Annotated in this window: 16 protein-coding genes; 6 read left to right on the top strand and 10 right to left on the bottom strand. The window is 46.5% G+C overall.

Going from position 1 to position 21,753, the window contains the following annotated elements; genetic code table 11:
- Positions 1 to 36: 36 nt before the first annotated feature.
- Positions 37 to 837 (bottom strand): MOSC domain-containing protein, encoded by an 801-nt coding sequence (locus Q369_RS0125230; protein ID WP_310589035.1) that lies wholly within the window; start codon positions 835 to 837, stop codon positions 37 to 39.
- Between the two features lie 56 nt (positions 838 to 893).
- A complete protein-coding gene (gene tsaD, locus Q369_RS0125225) occupies positions 894 to 1,892 on the bottom strand; it encodes a tRNA (adenosine(37)-N6)-threonylcarbamoyltransferase complex transferase subunit TsaD (RefSeq protein WP_031530495.1) in 999 nt (332 codons plus the stop codon).
- Positions 1,893 to 1,959: 67 nt separating this feature from the next.
- Between tsaD and Q369_RS0125220 the strand changes: the two genes are divergently transcribed.
- The gene (locus tag Q369_RS0125220) at positions 1,960 to 6,579 is read left to right on the top strand and encodes a translocation/assembly module TamB domain-containing protein (RefSeq protein WP_031530494.1); all 4,620 of its coding nucleotides are present in this window, start codon (positions 1,960 to 1,962) and stop codon (positions 6,577 to 6,579) included.
- A gap of 6 nt (positions 6,580 to 6,585) precedes the next feature.
- Here the strand turns inward: Q369_RS0125220 and Q369_RS0125215 are convergent, their stop codons facing one another.
- Complete coding sequence (locus Q369_RS0125215; protein WP_031530493.1) at positions 6,586 to 6,981, bottom strand: heavy metal-binding domain-containing protein; 396 nt, start codon at positions 6,979 to 6,981, stop codon at positions 6,586 to 6,588.
- Between the two features lie 153 nt (positions 6,982 to 7,134).
- Here Q369_RS0125215 and Q369_RS0125210 point away from each other — a divergent pair, with 153 nt between their 5' ends.
- From Q369_RS0125210 to pafA (Q369_RS0125200), 3 genes are all read left to right on the top strand, one after another.
- The gene (locus tag Q369_RS0125210) at positions 7,135 to 9,918 is read left to right on the top strand and encodes a M16 family metallopeptidase (protein WP_374754364.1); all 2,784 of its coding nucleotides are present in this window, start codon (positions 7,135 to 7,137) and stop codon (positions 9,916 to 9,918) included.
- Between the two features lie 120 nt (positions 9,919 to 10,038).
- On the top strand, positions 10,039 to 11,709 hold the full coding sequence (gene pafA / locus Q369_RS0125205; protein ID WP_031530491.1) for an alkaline phosphatase PafA: 1,671 nt from the start codon (positions 10,039 to 10,041) through the stop codon (positions 11,707 to 11,709).
- Positions 11,710 to 11,769: 60 nt separating this feature from the next.
- On the top strand, positions 11,770 to 13,419 hold the full coding sequence (pafA, locus tag Q369_RS0125200; protein ID WP_031530490.1) for an alkaline phosphatase PafA: 1,650 nt from the start codon (positions 11,770 to 11,772) through the stop codon (positions 13,417 to 13,419).
- 85 nt (positions 13,420 to 13,504) lie between these two features.
- Here pafA (Q369_RS0125200) and Q369_RS0125195 read toward each other — a convergent pair whose 3' ends face one another.
- The 3 genes from Q369_RS0125195 to Q369_RS0125185 all read right to left on the bottom strand — a co-directional run bounded on the left by Q369_RS0125195 (position 13,505) and on the right by Q369_RS0125185 (position 16,146).
- Positions 13,505 to 13,894, bottom strand: coding sequence for an NfeD family protein (locus Q369_RS0125195; protein WP_229206947.1), 390 nt, complete (start codon positions 13,892 to 13,894; stop codon positions 13,505 to 13,507).
- Positions 13,895 to 13,940: 46 nt separating this feature from the next.
- Positions 13,941 to 14,858: an SPFH domain-containing protein gene (locus Q369_RS0125190; RefSeq protein WP_031530488.1), complete on the bottom strand. Its 918-nt coding sequence runs from the start codon at positions 14,856 to 14,858 to the stop codon at positions 13,941 to 13,943.
- Between the two features lie 121 nt (positions 14,859 to 14,979).
- Positions 14,980 to 16,146 carry an acyl-CoA dehydrogenase family protein gene (locus Q369_RS0125185; RefSeq protein ID WP_031530487.1) on the bottom strand — a complete coding sequence of 389 codons (1,167 nt, stop codon included), beginning with the start codon at positions 16,144 to 16,146 and terminating at the stop codon, positions 14,980 to 14,982.
- Between the two features lie 210 nt (positions 16,147 to 16,356).
- On the opposite strand from Q369_RS0125185, the gene Q369_RS0125180 reads away from it, so the two are divergent.
- A complete protein-coding gene (locus Q369_RS0125180) occupies positions 16,357 to 17,673 on the top strand; it encodes a UDP-glucose dehydrogenase family protein (RefSeq protein WP_031530486.1) in 1,317 nt (438 codons plus the stop codon).
- A 36-nt stretch (positions 17,674 to 17,709) separates the two neighbouring features.
- Positions 17,710 to 18,702, top strand: coding sequence for a UDP-glucuronic acid decarboxylase family protein (locus tag Q369_RS0125175; protein ID WP_031530485.1), 993 nt, complete (start codon positions 17,710 to 17,712; stop codon positions 18,700 to 18,702).
- Between the two features lie 60 nt (positions 18,703 to 18,762).
- Here Q369_RS0125175 and frr read toward each other — a convergent pair whose 3' ends face one another.
- The 4 genes from frr to dusB form a co-directional block, all read right to left on the bottom strand.
- The gene (gene frr / locus Q369_RS0125170) at positions 18,763 to 19,323 is read right to left on the bottom strand and encodes a ribosome recycling factor (RefSeq protein ID WP_031530484.1); all 561 of its coding nucleotides are present in this window, start codon (positions 19,321 to 19,323) and stop codon (positions 18,763 to 18,765) included.
- Between the two features lie 24 nt (positions 19,324 to 19,347).
- Entirely contained in the window at positions 19,348 to 20,067 is a 720-nt protein-coding gene (pyrH, locus tag Q369_RS0125165) for a UMP kinase (RefSeq protein ID WP_031530483.1), read from the bottom strand.
- Between the two features lie 62 nt (positions 20,068 to 20,129).
- Positions 20,130 to 20,666, bottom strand: coding sequence for an acyl-CoA carboxylase biotin carboxyl carrier protein subunit (locus tag Q369_RS0125160; RefSeq protein WP_031530482.1), 537 nt, complete (start codon positions 20,664 to 20,666; stop codon positions 20,130 to 20,132).
- Positions 20,660 to 21,649 carry a tRNA dihydrouridine synthase DusB gene (gene dusB, locus Q369_RS0125155; protein ID WP_031530481.1) on the bottom strand — a complete coding sequence of 330 codons (990 nt, stop codon included), beginning with the start codon at positions 21,647 to 21,649 and terminating at the stop codon, positions 20,660 to 20,662. Before dusB ends, Q369_RS0125160 begins: the two co-directional genes overlap by 7 nt.
- Positions 21,650 to 21,753: the final 104 nt, after the last annotated feature.

Below are 21,753 nucleotides of genomic sequence, written 5' to 3'. Positions count from 1 at the left end.
TTATACTTTGAAAAGCGCCTTGATCAGGGCGCTTTTTTATTTTAGAACCGATACAGAATCGCCTTCCCGCATTGTACCAAGTGTTCTTGTTACCGCATTCTGACCAAAGAGAATTTTGTTGTTGACTTTGCGAAAAGTTGAAAGCGTTTTTAGCGGCTCTGCTCCTTTTTCGGCTGTTTCCGGATTTATAGTTGTGAGAATGCAGCGTGCGCAGGGTTTCACAATTTCAAATTCAAGACTGCCAATTTGGATCGATTTCCATTGATCCTCCTCGAATGGAGCTGTTCCGGAAATCACGATATTTGGCCTGAAACGGCGCATCGTAATTGGCGCTTCAAGCCTGGAATTAAGGTCATCTAATGAAGCCTGGGAGATGATCAGGAATGGGAATCCGTCAGCAAAACTCACATTTTCGTTGTTCTTCGCATATCTTGGATCAGCTTTACGTTCCGTCTGCTCCGGCATTTTGACAAGTTCCAGCTTTTGTCCGAACTGCTCGCTTAGCCACTGGTCTGCTTCATTACTCACAGTTACCGCTTCCACAACATCGTCCCAGATGGTAACTGTTCTTGGCTGTTGGGTAACAGGTAAGTAAGGTACGATCAATGCATTCTGCGGCTCGTTCCTGTTTACTATTTTCAGGCCCAGATCAGTTAATTCAACATCAATCAGCGCCATTTTGGACAAAACACGTTGGGTTAAAAACTTTCCGTTTTCATCAATGATCATCCAGCGGCGATCGTATTCAAGTCCACGTTCTTCTGTCGTGGCTTCTGATAATCTGATCCCACCGAGGGATTTGACGGGATATATCCAGATTTCCGACAATTGCATCATTTGGTTCAGTACTTTGTTGAATAGCTAATTTGCAGCAGATGATAAAAGCTGCGATTTTAAAAATCCATTCTTGCCAGCGGACTCACTGTCTGGTCACAGAAGTCATTTTCCAGGAATTTATAATGCGCGGCAATGGCGATCATCGCCGCATTGTCTGTGCAGTATTCGAACGCGGGAATGTAAACGTTCCAGTTTAAAGTTTGGCCCAGTTCCATTAATGCTTTCCTCAGTCCCGAGTTGGCCGACACGCCGCCTGCAATTGCAATCTCTTTGATACCCGTTTCTCTTGAAGCTTTTTTAAGCTTTTTCAACAGGATATTGATCAATGTGAACTGGACACTCGCGCAGATATCCGGTAAATGCTCGCTTATAAATGCAGGATTCTCCCGAACCTGTTTTTGAAGGAAATACATAAAGGAAGTCTTAATCCCGCTGAACGAGAAATCAAGCCCGGGCATTTCCGGCAATGGGAAAGAATATGCGTCAGGGTTGCCGCTTCCAGCATATTTATCAATTAAAGGTCCGCCCGGATAGGGTAGTTCAAGCAGCTTTGCAGTTTTATCAAAGGCTTCTCCAACCGCATCATCACGGGTTTCTCCTATAATCTCCATTTGCAAGGGTGAAGATACCTTTACAATCTGCGTGTGGCCGCCACTTACTGTGAGACAAAGGAATGGGAATGCGGGTTTTGGATCATCAATAAAGTGCGCGAGTACGTGCGCCTGCATGTGGTTAACCTCAATAAGCGGAATACCAAGTCCGAGCGCCATTGATTTTGCGAAGGATGTACCTACCAGCAATGCGCCCAGCAAACCCGGCCCACGCGTGAATGCAATGGCATCCAGGTCTTTTTTTGTTACTTTTGCATCATTCAATGCTTTATCTACCACTGGTAGGATATGTTGTTGGTGTGCACGCGAAGCTAATTCCGGTACAACTCCCCCGTATTGTGTGTGAATAAGCTGCGTAGCAACAACATTGGAGCGGATTTCCCCGTTTGTAATTACGGCTGCGGAGGTTTCGTCACACGAAGATTCAATGGCAAGAATATTCATTCTATTGAGTTATTCACAAAATTAAGCATTAACAACAAGATAAGCAGTATCGCCTGCGAAGCTGTATATGTTTAAATTCCTGAAGGCGTTAGGCAATGGTTTGATCGTGGTGATTATCTTCGCGCTTCTCGCGCTGGGTATCATTACCAGCGCACTTCAGCTACCTTCAGTGCAGACCTGGGCAGTTCAGTCCGCCGCCGACCGCATCTCCTCAAAACTAGGCTATCCCATTACTATCAAGAAAGTTAACATCAAATGGTTTGATGTAGTATCGCTGGAAGGAGTGTCTGTTAAGGATACCAGCCAGCGAGATATGATCGACGTGGGCCGTATTGATGTAAACCTGAATCTTCAAAATATCATCGAAAACGCTGACCGGGAAATCCGCCTGGACGAAGTGAACGTATTTCAGCCGAAAGTACATTTGGTGATCCTGCCGGAGTCGGGTTACCTCAACATCGATGGTTTTATTGAAAAAATCAATGAGCTCACTGCGCCCGCTGTGCCCCGCCCGGCGAATGCACCCGAAAACAATACGCCATTTATTATCGGCAAATCCAAGGTAATTGACGGTACATTCAGTTACGACGATCCGAGAAGTACACGCGACAGGAGAAAAAGGGTTTTTGATTACTCCCATTTCAAGCTTCAACACCTGAACGGCGACCTCAAAAATTTCCTGGTTCAGGGAGATACCATTTCATTTCTAGCCAAAAACCTGAAAACAGTTGACATGCAGACCGGCCTGGAAATGCATGACCTCGATACCCGGTTTTTGTTCTGTCAAAAAAAGATGGAGTTGAAAGAGCTGGATGCGAAAATCGGGCATTCACGACTGAAAGACGAGGTAATCTTTTACTATAACCGGTCAGGAGAGCTCGGTGATTTCAACCACAAGGTCCGGATGAAAGGACATTTGGTAGGAAGTCACATCGACTCCCGCGATCTCGGGCTGTTTTCAAGCTATGTCGACGCATTGAACGAGAGCTGGGATATTTCCGGTGATTTCAATGGAAAGGTTGACGATTTTATGCTCACCAACACGGATCTGCATTTTGGGAAAAGCAGCAGGCTGGTGGGCGATCTGGGGTTCAAAGGTTTGCCGAAGATCGATGGCGTACAAATGGATATCAGGCTTTCGCTTTCGAAAATAGAGCCTGCCGATCTCGTGCAGTATTATCCTGAATGGGATATGCACCAGCAACTTCAAAAGTTTGGACTGACTTTGCTAGATGGACATTTCAAGGGCACATTGGAAGACTTCTCGGTGGGTGCAAATGCGTCTTCTTCCATGGGAGAGATTGCCGGAGATCTGGTTTTTCACATCAGGGACCCAAAAACGACGACTTATTCAGGTGAAGTAAAAACGCACAATTTTGAGCTTGGAAAGTTGCTCGAAGAAGAAGATACCTGGCAGCAGCTTGATTTTTCAGGGAAGATTTACGGGAAAGGACTTGAATTGCGTTTTGCGTCTACGGACATGAATGCAGTGGTAAACCGGGTTGGTTTCAGAAATTACGATTACCGCAATATCCGCCTCAAAGGAAACCTGCAAAACCAGTATTTCAATGGACTTGTAAGTGCTAGGGATACCAACCTTGTTTTGAATCTGGAAGGAGAGTTTGATCTGTCAAAGGCTAAAAATTCTTTTGATTTACAAGGTCTGGTAGAAAAAGCGAACCTGGCACAATTGGGTTTTTCAGAAGAGCCGATCACACTTCGGACACAGCTGAATGTAAATGTTTCGGGAAATACATTTGACGAACTCACGGGCGACGCAAAGCTGCTGAATACCTATTTATTGATGACAAACCAGGAGCGTAACCTGGTGATTGATACACTTACTTTTTCCTCGCGGCAGGAAGAGGAAATTCGGATTTTGAAGCTTGAAAGTGAATTTCTGACCGCCAAAGTAGAGGGAGATTTTCTGCCTACCCAGTCGTGGAACGATCTGAACAGGCTGATGGAAGAATATAAACTCTACTTTTTTGAAAACGAGGCAAGTCGGCAGCAATACTACGCCAGCAAGCCGGTTCAATCTGTTCAGAAAAGGTACGAGATTGATTATGAGCTGGAAACCAGAAATCTTTCACGCTTTCTGGCGTTTTTGAGTCCGGATATCTACGTTTCCAGAGGTGCCAGGGTAGAAGGCGTTTTCAGAATGGATAATACCGCGATCCTGACTTTGAATGCTGTTTCAGATACGCTGCGCTACGGAGCAAACCAGTTTATAAAATCAGAACTTGACGTAACTACTTCCAAGTTCGTGAACAATGCCGAGGTACTTGCCTCCATCCTGGCCACCTCCGACAAGCAGCAGATGAGCGTGCTTGTTCCGACTGAAAAGCTTGAATTTGAAGGCACTTGGGATGAGGATCACATTGATTTCAATGGTGCATTGCACCAGGTAAAAAGTACGAACCAGGCTAACCTGGCGGGCGAAATCAGGTTCTTGCCCGCGGGCCTTGATATCGGGTTTAGAGATTCCAAACTCAACCTGCTCGACGAAGAATGGAGTGTGCCTTCGCAAAGTCTGATCTCGATTGTGGGAAGGGAAATTTCTTTATCAAACGTCGGGCTCGTCAGCGGCAAGCAACGGATTTTTTTAAGCGGAATTGCTTCCGAAAACCCGGAGAAAAGCCTGTTGCTTGACATCAGGAACTTCCGCCTCAATAGCTTCAATCCTGTATTTAATACGAAGCTGGCCGGAATAATGGACGGTTCTGCGCGGGTGAAAGATATTTACAATAGCGTGATCCTGGATGCGAGCTTCAACATAGAGAGCTTAGGCTATGCCCAGTATGAATTCGGGAATTTGTCAGGAACAGGTGACTGGGACCAGATCACCAGCGAGTTGCAGATCGATGCGCAGCTGAGTAAAAACGCGCGGCGGGTGTTCAATCTCGTCGGTTCATACAAACCAAAATCGGCTGAAAATACGCTCGATCTCAAAGCGATTTTTAATCACATCGACTTCAAGGCACTGGAACCATTTGCCGAGGGGCTGGTATCTGATATCGGCGGCCGGGCGCAGGGAACAGTTCTGATCAAAGGTAAAGTGGACGCTCCGGTATTGTCAGGATCATTGATGGTAGAGCAGGGGAGAATGAAGTTCGATTACCTGCAGTCCGTATTTACTTTTAATGACAAAATCAATTTTACCGAAAGTGAGATCACGGTCAACAATATTGTCGTGACTGACAGCGATGGTAATACAGCGGCACTCCGTGGCGGTGTTTTTCACGATGGTTTCAAGTATTTCTCACTTGGTTTTAACGCGGATTTGAGGAATTTCAAGATCTTAAATACCAATGTAAAAGACAATGATGTGTTCTATGGAACTGCGTATGTGACCGGGCCGGTTGCCGTATTCGGGCCAATTGATAACCTGAACATCGAAGCCAATGTAACCAGCAACAAAGGCACAAAGATCTACATTCCGCTTGACGGCGCCACCGAGGTAGCTACCCAGGACTACATTCAGTTTGTGAGCAAAATGCCAAAACCTGACAGCACGAGCACGGTTAGTCAATCGGACTCCATTGCGCGCAGTCAGGTCGCGGGCGGTATCAAAATGGATTTCAATTTCAACCTGACACCAGACGCGACCTGCGAAATTATTTTTGACAGGCAAACTGGTGACATCCTGCGTGGAAACGGGTCTGGCCGCTTAAATCTGAACATAGATACCCAGGGCGATTTTACAATGGCGGGGACCTATGAGATTGAACGGGGCGAGTATAACTTCACCTTGCAGAATGTGATCAACAAGAAATTCAGTATCAAACCGGGTAGCCGGATTGTGTGGTCCGGAGATCCCTACGGGGCGATTTTGGATGTAAAAGCCGGGTACACCCAGCTGGTTTCGCTGGCTGGCGTGCTGCCTTACACCAGCGTGCCTAATACCGGCGCTTCCGGTACCAACACCAATGATGCATTGTCGCGCAGGTACCCTGTGGAAGTGACCATTGGTTTGTCTGAAAGATTAATGTCGCCGCTTATCCGCTACGATTTGAAAATCCTTGACAATCCTTCGCTGAACAAGTACCGCGGCCAGCTGGAAGCATTTCAAAACAAGCTGAAATCTGACGAGCAGGAATTGAGCCGGCAGGTGAGCAGCTTACTGGTAGTTAATCAATTACTTCCCGAAAGTAGTCTGGCAACCGTGGGAAGTCAGAATTTCCTTGGTAGCAGCATCAGTGAGCTGGTTTCCAATCAGATCAGCCGCTGGGCTTCGGGTATCAATGAAAATCTGGAAGTAGGTGTATCGGGGCTTTCCCTGGATCAAAATGCATTAAATAACCTGCAATTGCGCTTCTCCTATCGTTTTCTGAATGATCGTTTCAGGGTTACGAGGGACGGGCGGTTTACCTCAGGCGCGCAAAGCCAGACGGGGACTACTGCTTACGACGCAGCAAGCCTGTTGGGAGAATGGACTTTGGAATATTGGCTCAACAGCCAGGGATCGGTGCGGGTGAAAGCTTACAACCGGAACGTTCAAAACCCGCTTTCCCTGAATAATACAGTAACGACGGGCGGCGTGAGCATGCAGTTTACACACAGCTTCAACCGGTTCAATGCAATGCCAAAACCTTCCGTGAAGATCCCTTATGTGATCCCGGCTGATTCTACGCGGCAGGATACTACGTCAAAAAAGATGATTTCTGAAAAGAACCCGACGCGGTGACCCCTCTTATTCTCCCCTATACCTCACAGCCACTCCGCTGAGCATATATCCTTCTTTCTTCACACTTGTATAGTATTTGTACTGCACATTGATAATGGCGTCGGCTCCGATTTTCTGGGCTTTCATCACAAGCCGCGCAGTGAGCAGCTCCTTTGTTTTGGCATCATTACCGCGGTACATCATTCTGCGGTCCTGCGTTTGCTCTCTTGTCAGTGAATCCTCGCTGCTGATTTCCACCACGCCGATTTCCGTATAAGGGCGGTCGACAGCCTGGTTTTCGTACAGTACTTCAATGGGATATTTCGTATTTGTGGAAATGGGAATGCCGCCGCCGGCGCAGTTCAATAAAAGAGCGGCTGATAAAATGCTAAGAACGTTGAAAGCTGCTTTAATGGGTTTCATTATTAACGATTTGAAATAAACATATACACACAAAGGCTGCCAAAATGTTGCAACCGGATCCTCTTACCTTTTATCAGAAAGCCATTGTTTCATGAGATATTCTGCATTATTTTCAAGCATTGTAAATCTAATTCAATTCACTCTGATATGGTCATGAATTCTAAAAGAAAGGTGGTCGGCTTGCTGCTGGCTACGATGCTGTCGGCTCCGGTGCTGGCGCAAACCCTCCCGAAAGGCGTTACGAAGGTGACTTCCGTTGAAGGTATCACAGAGTATAACCTCGAAAACGGATTGAAAGTATTGATGTTCCCGGATCCTTCCAAGCCGACCATCACCGTGAATGTTACCTATCTCGTGGGATCACGCCACGAGGGATATGGCGAAACAGGTATGGCGCATTTGCTCGAACACCTTGTTTTTAAAGGCTCACCCAAGCATCCGAATATTCCGCAGGAGCTTACCGAACACGGTGCACGCCCGAATGGTACCACCTGGTACGACAGAACCAATTATTTTGAAACGTTTTCAGCGAGTGAGGAAAATTTAAAATGGGCGCTTGATCTGGAATCTGACAGAATGGTCAATTCTTTTATCGCCAAAAAAGATCTCGACAGCGAGTTCAGCGTCGTGCGGAATGAATTTGAATCCGGAGAAAACAGTCCGTTTAGAGTGTTAATGGAGCGCGTGATTTCTTCCGGGTATTTGTGGCACAATTACGGTAAGTCAACTATTGGAAACCGATCGGATATTGAGAAAGTACCTATTGAAAATTTGCAGGCTTTTTACAAAAAATATTACCAGCCCGACAATGCGGTGGTAACAGTTGCAGGGAAAATTGACGAGGCGAAAACGCTGGCGATGGTCAACGAATACTTTGGCAAAATCCCAAAACCTGCACGTGTATTGCCCAAATCCCACACTATTGAGCCTACTCAGGACGGAGAGCGCTTTGTGGAGCTGAAAAGAACCGGAGATGTACAGTTGCTGATGGCGATGTACCACATTATGCCAGGCTCGCATGCCGATTATCCTGCCATGGAAGTGCTGACCGAGCTGCTCACCACAGAGCCGAACGGGCGTCTTTATAAAAACCTGGTAGATACCAAGAAAGCTTCTTCGGAATTTGGTTTCAGTTTCCAGCTTTATGATCCGGGTTTTGTGTTGTTCGGTGCCGAAGTGTTGAAGGAGAAATCCCTGGACGAAGCGCGTCAGGCTTTTGTAGCTACGCTGGACTCAACTGCATTGCTCAAACCTTCTGCCGAAGATGTGGAGCGTGCAAAAACGACGATCCTGAAAAACTGGGACCTGGAATTCCGTAATTCTGAAAGGGTGGGGCTCAGCATCAGCGAATCGATCGCTACCGGTGACTGGCGGCTCGCATTCCTGTTCAGGGACAATATCCGTAAGGTAACACCTGACGATGTTTTTAAGGTAGCGCAATATTATTTCAAACCATCCAACCGAACCCTGGGTACATTTACGCCGGATGCAAAACCGGTGCGTGCTGAAATCCCGGAAGCGCCGAAAGTGGAAGATCTGGTGAAGAATTACAAAGGCGAAGCGGTGGTAGCGGAAGGAGAGGCATTTGATCCTTCTCCAATGAATATCGAGTCGAGAACAACCCGAATCGAAAAGCCGAATACGATTGAAACTGCATTGTTACCGAAGAAAACACGCGGCAATGTGGTAGCAGCGAGGATCACACTCCGGTATGGTGATGAAAAAAGCCTGATGAACAAGGCGACAATCTCGGATCTGACGGGATCCATGCTTGATAAAGGAACAAAAACCAAAACGCGCCAGCAGATCAAGGACGAATTTGATAAGCTGAAAGCGCGGGTAAGCTTCTTTGGTGCAAATAACCAGGCCGGTGCGAATATTGAAACAACTAAAGAAAACCTGCCCGCTGTGTTGAAGCTGGTAGCAGAAGTTTTAAAAACACCTGCATTCGACGAAGGCGAGTTTGAGAAACTGAAACAGGAAGAACTTGCGGGAATTGAATCCCAGAAAAGCGAACCGCAGGCGATTGCATTCAACCAGTACCGCCGCATAACAAATCCGTATCCGAAGAGCGATATCCGTTACGTCGGCACTTTTGACGAGGATATCGAGAATGTGAAAGCTGCTAAAATCGAGGATATCAGACAGTTCCACAAGGATTTCTACGGAGCGAGCAATGCATCTGCAACGGTAGTCGGCGACTTTGACAAAGCTGCGGTTGAAAAGATTATCAATGCAGAATTCGGCAATTGGAAAAGCGCAAAGCCATTTACGCGCATTGCTTCACCTTACCAGGCTGTAAAAGCTGAAAACAAGGCGCTTGAAACGCCAGATAAGGCCAATGCGATGTTTGTAGCCGGAATGGGAATGCCGCTGCAGGATACAGATCCCGATTACCCCGCATTGATTATGGGTAATTACATGCTTGGCGGTGGTTTCCTGAATTCCCGGCTTGCAACCCGCATTCGCCAGAAAGATGGACTGAGCTACGGAGTGGGCTCTCAGTTTTCTGCCAGCTCGCTCGACAAGAGCGGTACGTTTATGTCTTATGCCATTTATGCACCCGAAAATGCCGAGAAGCTTGAAGCTGCGTTTAAAGAGGAGATTGAAAAAGTGTTGAAAGAAGGGTTTACGGCAGAAGAATTGAAGGCTGCTAAATCGGGTTACCTGCAATCACGCCAGGTTGCACGGTCGCAGGATGCATCGCTGACTAACACGCTTACGAATAATCTTTACCTGAACCGGACCATGCAGTGGGATGCAGATTTTGAAAAGAAGATCGAGGCGCTGACTCCCGAGCAGATCAAAACTGCATTTAATAAACACATTGATTACAATAAACTGGTGATCATTAAGGCAGGTGATTTTGAAAAAGCGAAAAAAGGCGCTCCGACGCAAGGTGCGCCAGGCAAACTGGGCGGAAGTGAGAAAAAATAATGTAACCTGAAAGTTGAACAGAAAACCGGCAGCAAATTGCGCCGGTTTTCTGCTTTACTAGGTGTACATGTTTAACTTTGCGGCATTATCTATAAACCAGCGGTATCGAGCCCACTTCTTATGAAATCAATTTACGCCATTGTTCTTGTGTGCTTTTTTGCAGGAATGAGCCCGCTTCTGGCACAAAGCAAGACGAAGTCGAAAACAGTACAGCAGCCCACTAAACTAGCCCGGCCTAAGCTGGTTGTTGGCATTGTTGTCGACCAGATGCGCTACGATTACCTGTACCGTTACTATGACAAGTACAAGGAAGGCGGACTGAAAAGGCTGATGAACGAAGGTTTCAACTGTCGTAATAACCATTATCATTATGCATTAACGGTAACTGCGGCCGGGCACTCTGCGGTATACACCGGATCAATGCCGGCTATCAATGGGATTATAGGAAATGAATGGTATGACAATGCAATGCAGAAGGGTGTTTATTGCACCGATGATAATACCGTTGCTACTGTTGGAAGCAGTAATGTTACCGTAGGAAAAATGTCACCGCGCAATTTGCTGGTGAGTACTGTAACCGATCAGCTCCGCATTGCTACCAACTTCCGTTCGAAAATGATAGGAGTGGCTATTAAAGACCGCGCTTCCATTTTGCCGGCCGGCCACGCTGCTACCGGTGCTTACTGGTTTGATTCGAAAACGGGCAATTTTGTGACAAGTACCTACTATATGCCCGCATTACCGCAATGGGTTACCGATTACAACAGTCTGAAAAAGCCAGCAGAGTACGCCGGAAAAGGTTGGTCAGCGCTTTTTCCAGTTGATCAATATACCCAGAGTACCAGAGATGATGAGAAGTGGGAAGGTTTGATCACATCCAACAATAAAACCACTTTCCCGCACGAGCTTGTCGGGAATGCCGGCGATGCATTTGGTCCGGTTACTACTTCTCCCTGGGGAAATACTTTGACGAAAGAAATGGCGATCGCTGCTATCAAAGGCGAGAATCTGGGGAAAGGCGCAGATACTGATTTTCTGGCCGTGAGCTTTTCATCACCCGACCGCATTGGTCACATGTTTGGTCCCAACTCTGTGGAACAGGAAGATAACTATCTGAAACTGGATATGGAGTTTGCCGAGCTTTTCAATTTTCTCGATACCTGGACAGGGAAAGGTAATTATACCGTTTTTCTTACCGCAGATCACGGCGCAATGGATGTGCCCGGCTTTTGGCAGGAGCATAAATTACCAGCCGGACTAATGAGCCCAACCGCACTAACCCGCACCATTGTGAAGGCATTGAACGAAGCGTACGGAGAGGCTGACTATATAGCTGCACTGGAAAACTACCAGATCTATTTCAACAAGGCTGTTTTGAAGGAAAAGAAAGTCACGGTGGAAGAAGCCTACCAGCTCCTGCGGAACACGGTTTTGTCTACCGACGGGATCGCGGATATCATCAATCTCAGGGAAATCGGGAAAGCGCCTCTCAATACTTACCAGCTTGAATTATACAAAAACAATATTAATGCAAAACGCAGCGGCGACTTGCAGCTGATCCTGCAACCAGGCTGGTTTGCTTCCGGCTTCGGCACCGGCACCGACCACGGAACACCTTATAATTATGATACCCACGTTCCATTCCTGCTTTATGGCTGGGGTGTAAATAAGGGTGAAACGCTGAGGCGCACCACCATTGCAGACATTGCGCCTACTATCTCCGCATTGCTGCACATTTTACCGCCAAGCGGAAATGTTGGAAATCCGGTGGAAGAGGCTTTGAAAAAGTAAAATGAGGCGGCGGAACGTTGAAATTCAGTAATACGATAGTTTAATCTAAATCCTTACAGTGTGAAAAAAATAGTTCTCTGCCTGTTGGTTGCACTCGGTGCAAATGCCCAGACTCCCAAGAAAAGTGCCGCAATAAAGCCGGCAACACTTGCCCGTCCCAAATTGGTTGTAGGTATTGTGGTTGACCAAATGCGTTACGATTACCTCTACCGGTATTACGATCAATATTCAGAAGGTGGTTTTAAGCGGATGATGAATGAGGGTTTTAACTGCCGGAATAATCATTATCCTTATGCACTAACAGTGACGGCTGCCGGTCACGCTTCGGTTTACACAGGTTCGGTGCCTGCTATCAACGGGATTGTTGGAAATGAATGGTTTGATCCGATCAAAAAGCAGGAGGTTTATTGTGTAGAAGACAGCACTGTGAAAACAGTCGGCAGCACAACAGGCAGCGTTGGAAAAATGTCACCCAGAAACCTGCTCACGAGCACAGTTACAGACCAGCTCCGGATTGCGACCAATTTCCGTTCGAAAACGATCGGTATCGCTATCAAAGACCGCGGCTCTATTTTGCCCGCCGGACACACTGCGAATGCAGCTTACTGGTTTGATTCCAAAACAGGGAACTGGGTTACCAGTAGCTTTTACATGGAGGATCTGCCGCAATGGGTAAAAGATTATAATGCGAAGAAAATGCCTTCTGAATACCTGAAAAAAGGTTGGGAATTGTTGTTATCGGCTGATAGCTATACGCAAAGCTCACCGGATGATGTAATCTGGGAGGGGAAATTGCCGGGCGCTCAGAAGCCGGTGTTTCCCTATGAACTGGCTGGCTTGGCAGGCGATGCATTTGGCGTGGTGACAGATACGCCCTGGGGTAATACCATTACGAAGGAGATGGCCATAGAGGCAATCAAGGGAGAGAAGCTGGGAAAGGGCGCTGATACAGACTTCCTGGCGATCAGCTTTTCCTCACCAGATAAAATCGGGCACAGGGTAGGGCCTAATTCTATGGAGCAGCAGGATGATTTCCTCCGCCTCGACCGCGAATTTGCTGATCTGTTTAGTTTTCTGGATAGCTGGGTTGGAAAAGGCCAGTACACTGTTTTCCTCACAGCCGATCACGGCGTTGTAGATGTACCTGGCTTTGCTGCGGAACACAAATTGCCTTCGGGCCTGGTTGATCGTAAGCTGCTTACCAAAACAATCACGGATGCATTGAAAGAAGGGTTTGGGGAAGGTAAGTTTGTGATCAGCACTGATAATAACCAGCTATATCTCGATCACGACTTGTTGAAGAAGAAAAAAATTACAGTATCAGATGTTTCGAAGGTGGTTAGAGAAGCCGCATTGACAGTACCGGGCATCGCCGATATAGTTGATCTGACCGACATTGGCAAAGCTCCTTTGAATACCTATCAAATCGAATTGTATAAGAACAATATCAATGCAAAAAGGAGCGGAGATATTCAGGTTCTGGCACAGCCGGGATGGTTTTACGGAACTGCTACTGGTACCTCCCACGGAACACCGTACAACTATGATACCCAGGTGCCTTTTGTACTCTTTGGATGGGGAATCAACAAAGGCGAAACATTGAGAAGAACTCACGTATCCGACATTGCACCGACCATTGCCGCATTGCTCCATATTCTGCCAGGAAGCGGAAATGTTGGGAATGCAGTGGAGGAGGCGTTGAAGAAGTAAAATGTACTTCGGCTTTCGGCCATCGGTTATCGGCTTTTTTACTTTTGATAAAGCCGACAGCTGAGAGCCGATAGCCGACAGCCACCTAACTTTCCTCCACAATCAGCACAATTCCCTCGGTTTTTTTAATGACTACCTTACTTCCGGCGGGGATGGAACTGTGGTTGTTGGCAAGTGCTTTCCATTCTGCCCCGCGGTAGTAGATCTTGCCTTCTCCATTGTTTGGAATATCTTTAATTACCATTGCTGTTTCCCCAACGAATTCCGTGTAGCCCGAATCACTGGTACGATCGAGTAATCTTCTTGCGTGCTTGCGCAGTACTAGCAGAGAAAGAAGGGAAATTGCAGAAAATGCCAGGATCTGGCTTTCAGTGGTGGGTAGTACCCCCACCAGCGTAAGTAAAGAAGTTAATAACGCTCCGATCGCAAAAAATACGAATACCAGCAAGATACTTACCAGTTCCGCGAGAAGCATGATTAGTCCGACGATAAGCCATATTTGCGGCAGCGACAAGTCCATACTATTTTTTCGGTTCCGATGATTTAACAACAGTCAGTGCGGTCGCAATCAGCGAACTAACGTCGGCCAGGTTTGCCGGCAGAATAAGTGTATTGCCCGCTTTGGCAAGCTTACCAAACTGTTCAACGTAATTATCAGCAACTTTCAACTGAACTGCTTCCAGGCCTCCTTCTGTATTAATGGCCTGCGCCACGAGCTTGATACTCTCAGCGGTAGCCTCTGCTACCGACCGAAGTGCGGCAGCTTCACCTTCCGCTTCATTTATTTGTCGTAATCTCAAACCTTCTGATTCTAATACCACTTTTTGTTTCTGACCTTCTGCCACATTAATAGCTGCCTGCTTTTCACCATCTGACTGTAAAATCACGGCCCGGCGTTCACGTTCAGCCTGCATTTGTTTTTCCATAGCATTCAAAACACTCTGCGGAGGGGTGATATTCTTGATTTCATATCTTAAAACCTTTACACCCCAACCGATGGCAGCTTCATCAATGGATTCCACAACTGCCCGGTTGATTGTCATACGTTCTTCAAATGTTTTATCCAGGTCCAGCTTGCCTATTTCACTACGCATGGTAGTCTGCGCCAGCTGAATAACTGCGAAAGCGTGATCTGCGATTCCGTAAGCCGCTTTTTTAGGATCTATAACCTGGATAAATATCACACCGTCCATACGCACCTGCACGTTGTCGCGGGTGATACAGATCTGTTCGGGAATATCAATGGCGGTTTCCTTCAATGTGTATTTATATGCGATCCGGTCGAAAAAGGGGATGATGAAGTTAATTCCCGGTTGTAGTACTGCATAGAACTTGCCTAATCGTTCGAGTATATAAGCAGTTTGTTGCGGAACTACTTTCACGGTCATCAGGATCGTGAATACTACAAGCACCAGCAATACTATCAGTGAAGTCGTCATAATATTTAATTAGGTTTCTTGCGAAAATAGCCATTACGCAATAGCGTTGCAACGCTTCTTTGACCAATGCGGTAGAAACTTGCCTGCCGGTTCAATAGAAGGATAGGTGGCGACAAGAATATTAATCTTTTAATATTTCCTTTGAAATTACCACTTTCTGGATCTCGCTTGTGCCCTCTCCAATGGTACAAAGCTTGCTGTCGCGATAGAATTTTTCGACGGGGTAATCTTTGACATACCCGTAACCGCCAAAAATCTGAACAGCTTCATTAGCAACCCTGACCGCCGTTTCCGATGCGTGGTATTTGGCTACCGAGCTGGCCAGTGTCACTTTCTCACCTGCATCTTTCAATGCGCCTGCATGGAATGTCAGTAACGTAGAGGCTTGTATATCGGTGTACATATCTGCCAGCTTGAATGAGATCGCCTGAAAATCACAGATCGCTTTTCCAAACTGTCTGCGCTCCTTGGAATAGGCAAGTGCGGCTTCGTATGCACCCAATGCGGTACCCACCGAGAGAGCAGCAATGGAAATCCTTCCGCCATCCAGTATTTTCAAAGATTGTACGAAGCCGTCGCCGACTTCGCCCAGTCGCTGCGAATCAGGAATGTGGCAGTCTTCGAATATCAGTTCAACCGTTTCAGACGCACGCATTCCCAGCTTATCTTCTTTTCGCCCGGCCGAGAAACCCGGGGTTCCCTGCTCTATAATGAATGCGGTTGCGCCATGTTTGTCGCCAGGCTCGCCTGTCCGGGTGATCACAACTGCCACATCGCCAGTTTTGCCATTTGTGATAAAATTTTTGGAACCGTTCAGTACCCAGCCGTCTCCTCTTCTCACTGCCGTTGTGCGCATATTACCTGCGTCAGAACCGGTGTTTGGCTCAGTCAGGCCCCACGCTCCCACGAATTCACCAGTAGCAAGCTTCGGTAAATAGGCTGATTTCTGGGATTCGTTGCCGAACATCAATATGTGATTTGTACAAAGCGAATTGTGTGCTGCCATCGATAATCCAACAGAGGGATCGACTTTGGAGAGTGCTATGATAGCAGTTACATATTCCTGGTAACCCAGCCCGGATCCGCCATATTCCTCGGGTACCAACATTCCCATTAAGCCCAGTTCACCTAGTTCTTGCAGCAATTCCCTGGGGAAATGCTGCTGCTCATCCCAGGTCCTTATATGTGGTTTTATGTGCATTGCGGCGAAATCCCGCACGGTTTCCTGTATCAAACTACTGATTTCGTCTCTTTCAGACTGCGTTCTTGCCAAATTAGGTGTGTCCATAGGTGTTGTTTTTAACTTGTGTTTATCAATGATAATGAGATTTGCCTCAAATCACTAACCACTAACGAACAAATCGGTAAGGGGGCGGTGAACATTCATTTAAAAAATTTACTTTTGCAACCGGTTGCGTTGGCATTACTTAGATAAATACAATAGATTGCATTAGTATTTTGCTCACGATATACGTTATATAACAATTTTTACATTTTTATGAAAATCGCAGTTGTAGGAACAGGTTATGTTGGTTTGGTTACGGGTACCTGCTTCGCCGAAACAGGCAACCAAGTGACTTGTGTTGACATCGACGTTAAAAAAGTAGAACGGTTGCAAAAGGGCGAGATTCCCATTTATGAGCCAGGACTTGACGTACTTTTCGACCGCAATGTCGCAGAAGGCCGTTTGCTATTTACGACTAACCTTGCCGAAGGTATTAAAGGTGCGCAAGTTATATTCCTTGCTTTGCCAACACCTCCGGGCGAAGACGGATCTGCTGACTTGAAGTATATCCTGAAAGTTGCTGACGATCTTGGTCCGATCCTCGAACAATATGCAGTAATCGTTGACAAAAGCACAGTTCCTGTTGGCACCGCTGAAAAAGTGAGAACAGCGATTGCAAAGAATGCTAAAATTGATTTCGACGTAGTATCCAATCCTGAATTTTTGAGAGAAGGTGTGGCGGTTGAAGATTTCATGAAACCGGATCGCGTAGTGGTTGGTACCACTTCTGATAAAGCCAAAAAGGTTATGGAGAAACTATACGCTCCATTGGTAAGACAAGGCAACCCGGTAATCTTTATGGATGAGCGCTCGGCCGAGATGACCAAATACGCGGCTAACTCATTCCTGGCAATGAAAATTACCTTTATGAATGAGATTGCCAACCTTTGCGAGAAAGTAGGTGCGAACGTGGATGATATCCGTCGTGGTATCGGTACTGACAGCCGCATTGGAAAGCGTTTTCTTTTCGCAGGTATCGGATACGGCGGAAGCTGTTTCCCGAAAGATGTACAGGCGCTTGCTAAAACTTCGAAAGACTTCAACTACGACTTCCGCATCCTGAAATCGGTAATGGAAGTAAACGACGACCAGAAGAAGAAGCTGCTTCCGATGATCGAGAATTATTTCAATGGTGACCTGAAAGGGAAAACGATTGCAGTCTGGGGATTGGCTTTTAAACCATACACAGATGATATCCGTGAAGCACCGGCGCTTGAAAACATTGAGGCATTCCTTGAAGCAGGTGCGAATGTAACTGTTTACGATCCGGAGGCAATGAACAATGTAAAAGGTATTTTGGGCGACAAAATAACTTTCTGCCACACACCTTATGCCGCGCTTGATGATGCAGATGCACTCGTGATTTTCACAGAATGGCCGCAATTCCGTACACCTGAATTTGAGAAAATGGGTAAGTTGTTGAAAAATCGGGTAATTTTCGACGGAAGAAACCTTTACGAGTTGGATCAAATGCGTGAAAACGGGTATACCTATTACAGCATCGGTCGCGAAAAGGTAGTTCCAGCCTGATCCAGAAGTATTTTAATCTAACTTATCTCATTGTTAATGAAACGTGTATTAATCACCGGGGCCGCAGGTTTTTTGGGCTCACATCTCTGTGAACGGTTTTTAAAGGAGGGAATGTATGTGATCGGTATGGATAACCTGATTACAGGCGATATGCGGAATATTGAGCATTTAATGCCCAATCCGAACTTCGAATTCAACCACCATGATGTAACCAAGTTTGTCCATATTCCTGGCGAGCTGGACTACATTATGCACTTCGCCTCACCCGCAAGCCCGATTGATTACCTGAAAATTCCAATCCAGACGCTGAAAGTAGGTGCAATGGGTACGCACAACCTGCTTGGGCTTGCCCGCGTGAAAAAAGCGCGTTTCATTATCGCTTCCACCTCGGAAGTATATGGTGACCCGCTCGTACACCCGCAAACCGAAGATTATTGGGGACACGTAAACCCGATTGGTCCGAGAGGTTGCTACGACGAAGCAAAGAGGTATCAGGAAGCAATTACAATGGCTTACCACCGCTACCACGAGCTTGAAACCAGAATTGTCAGGATTTTCAATACTTATGGTCCGAGAATGCGATTGAATGACGGACGTGTATTGCCAGCATTTATTGGTCAGGCACTCCGCGGCGAGGATATCACCGTCTTCGGTGACGGAACACAAACCCGGTCATTCTGCTACGTTGACGACCTGGTAGAAGGTATTTACCGCCTTTTGATGAGCGATTACTCACTGCCTGTGAACATTGGTAACCCTGGCGAGATCACTATCGGCCAGTTTGCTGAGGAAATCATCAAGCTTACCGGAACTGACCAGAAAGTGGTTTACAAGCCACTTCCACAGGATGATCCGAAACAACGTCAGCCTGATATTACCAAAGCGAAAGAGATACTAGGCTGGGAGCCGAAGGTTTCCCGCGAAGAAGGACTTCGCATCACTTACGATTACTTCCGCAATCTGCCCACCGAGCGGCTTTACGAGGAAGCAAATCACCGAGGATTTGAAGGATTCAGCGCTACGAAATAGATAACAATGAAAAAGCCCGCTTAACGCGGGCTTTTTCATTGTTATCTATCAGTGTATAACCTACACCTCCATAATCTCTTTTTCCTTGGCATTGAGGATCTGATCTACCTTTGAAATGTAGCTGTCAGTCAGCTTTTGCACGCGGTCCTCGCTGATTTTAACCAAATCCTCTGCCACACCCTCTTTCGTTAGCTTTCTTAAAGAGTTGTTTGCATCCTGGCGGATATTGCGGATGTTGATCTTGGCTGTTTCGATCTCGTTTTTGGCACGTTTCACCAGCTCTCTCCTGCGTTCCTCATTCAGGGGCGGTACCGAAATCCGGATCATTTCACCATCGTTTGAAGGCGCAAATCCCAGGTTACCATTACGGATAGCCTTTTCGATTTCATTAATGATCTTCTTTTCAAATGGACGGATCGCAATGGTCCGTGCATCCGGGGTGTTGATGGTAGCCACATTCTGCAAAGGAGTCATTGAACCGTAATATTCGATTTGAAGGCCTTCCAGCATTTGCGGCGATGCTTTTCCGGCGCGTATTTTACCCAACTCGATAATGAGGTGTTTGATAGCGCCTTCCATGGTGTCCTTGGCGTCGTCAAGATATAATTCTATTTCTTCCATTGGTTTTAAAAATATGCGGTTCAGCTAGTTGGATATAAGCGTTCCTACCTCTTCTCCCATTACCAGATCGTACAGGTTGCCGGGTTTGTTCATGTCAAAAACAATAATAGGCAGGTTGTTTTCCTTACAAAGTGTGAAAGCTGTAAGGTCCATTATTTTGAGGTTTTTGGCCAGCGCCTCGTCAAAACTCAGTGTTGAGTATTTTACGGCAAGAGGGTCTTTTTCAGGATCTGCTGTATATACACCGTCTACGCGGGTTCCTTTTAATACCACTTCTGATTCGGACTCAATCGCGCGTAGACCAGCAGTAGTGTCTGTTGTAAAGTAAGGGTTACCCGTTCCTGCGCCGAAGATAACCACCCGGCCTTTTTCAAGGTGGCGGATTGCGCGCCGGCGGATCAAAGGTTCACAAACCTGCTCCATTTTAATGGCTGACATCAACCGCGTGTGGATACCGTGTTTTTCAAGTGAGCTTTGGATCGCCATCCCGTTGATAACGGTGGCCAGCATACCCATGTGATCGCCCTGTACCCGGTCAATTCCGGACTTTTCGACAGAGGCACCGCGGAAAATATTTCCACCCCCGATTACAATCGCGATCTGAACTCCGACATCAGCAATTCTTTTAATTTCATTTGCGTAATTGTCCAGAATGTTGAAATCAATCACCTGGGCCTTATCGCCACCATTAAGCGCTTCACCGCTTAGTTTAAGTAATAAACGTTTGTATTTTGGTTCGGGCATGGTATGATATCGGTGTTTTCGATCGTAAAAATAAGCGGACTGAGTTCAGAATACCAAGTAATTTATTGAAACTCCAATAATACCTGGTTTTTTTCAACTATTTCCCCGGGTGCTACTTTCAATGACTTGATTGTGCCGTTTCCGGATGATTTGATCACATTTTCCATTTTCATCGCGACCAGCACGAGCAGGTGGTCACCCTTGCTGATCTGGTCCCCTTCGGCTACCGAAACGGATTGAATCAACCCCGGCATAGGCGCTTTCACGTTGTTGATTTTTTGAGAAGCCGCGTTTTGAAGACCCATTCCTTCCAGAAGCAGATCTAGCCGGTCTTTGGCGGACGTAACATATTCGACGCCGTTGACCAGCAGTCGCGCTGACTTATCCGCTGCATTCCTTTCGAGAACCTCTACGTTGTAAGATTTGCTTTTCCAGAGAATATGAAAACGATTTTCAGCAATGGAGACGATATCTCCGTCGAAAAGCTCGTCGCCGATCAGCCAGTTATCACCGGTTTTGTCAATTGCTATCGACCTGTTTTCGCCGGTATCTGAGGTATTTCCATTTGAAGATTTGTTGGCAACCGAGACTTTTAGCATACCATCACGCTGTAATCGTTAGCAATTTCTTTCAGTATAAAATCAAGTTCATCAAAAGTCATTGCCTCCACCAACCGCATTCGGTACGGCTTGAAATGATCCAAACCTTTGAAATAGTTGGTATAGTGACGACGCATTTCAAATACACCTGCCACAGGTCCTTTCCAGCGTATTGAAAACTCTAGGTGACGACGGCAAACATCGACCCGCTGCTCCATTGTTGGAGGCGCCAGCTTTTCACCTGTTTTCATATAATGTTTGATCTCGTTAAAGATCCAGGGATTTCCAATTGTTGCGCGGCCGATCATAATCCCGTCGACACCGAAGCGGTTTTTATATTCAACAGCCTTTTCAGGAGTATCCACATCGCCATTACCGAAAATTGGGATTGTTATGCGCGGGTTTTCCTTGATTTTGGCGATCAGTGACCAATCCGCTTCGCCTTTGTACATCTGGACGCGCGTGCGGCCGTGAACCGACAATGCTTGAATGCCGATATCCTGCAACCTTTCTGCTACTTCCTGCACATTCTTGGTATTTTCATCCCAGCCCAGTCTGGTTTTTACAGTGACCGGCAAATGCGTTGATTTGATCACAGCTTCGGTCATCCTAACCATCTTGGGAACATCCTGTAACAATGCAGCGCCGGCACCGCGGCAGGCTACATTCTTTACCGGACAGCCATAATTGATATCGATCAGATCGGGATTTACGCGGGAGGCGATTTCGGCGCAGGAACCCATTGTTTCCACGTCGCTGCCGAAGAGCTGAATGCCAACCGGGCGCTCATATTCAAATATATCAAGCTTCTGCACGCTTTTTGCTGCATCGCGGATCAGACCTTCCGACGATACAAATTCTGTATACATCAGATCAGCCCCATTTTCCTTGCACACTGCCCTGAAAGGAGGATCGCTCACATCTTCCATGGGTGCCAGAAGCAATGGGAAATCGCTCAGTTCTATGTTTCCTATCTTGACCATTTCTCTTTGATTGCCGTTTAAATCAGCGATTTTACTTAACAGTTTAAACCCTCTTGTTTGTTAAGCCTTTATTTTTAAATTCATAATAAACTGTAAATTTACAC

The sequence above is a fragment of the Dyadobacter crusticola DSM 16708 genome (assembly GCF_000701505.1).
Taxonomy (GTDB): domain Bacteria; phylum Bacteroidota; class Bacteroidia; order Cytophagales; family Spirosomataceae; genus Dyadobacter; species Dyadobacter crusticola.
Note: the sequence above shows the minus strand (reverse complement) of the source record. Positions and strands in the feature narration are given on the sequence as shown.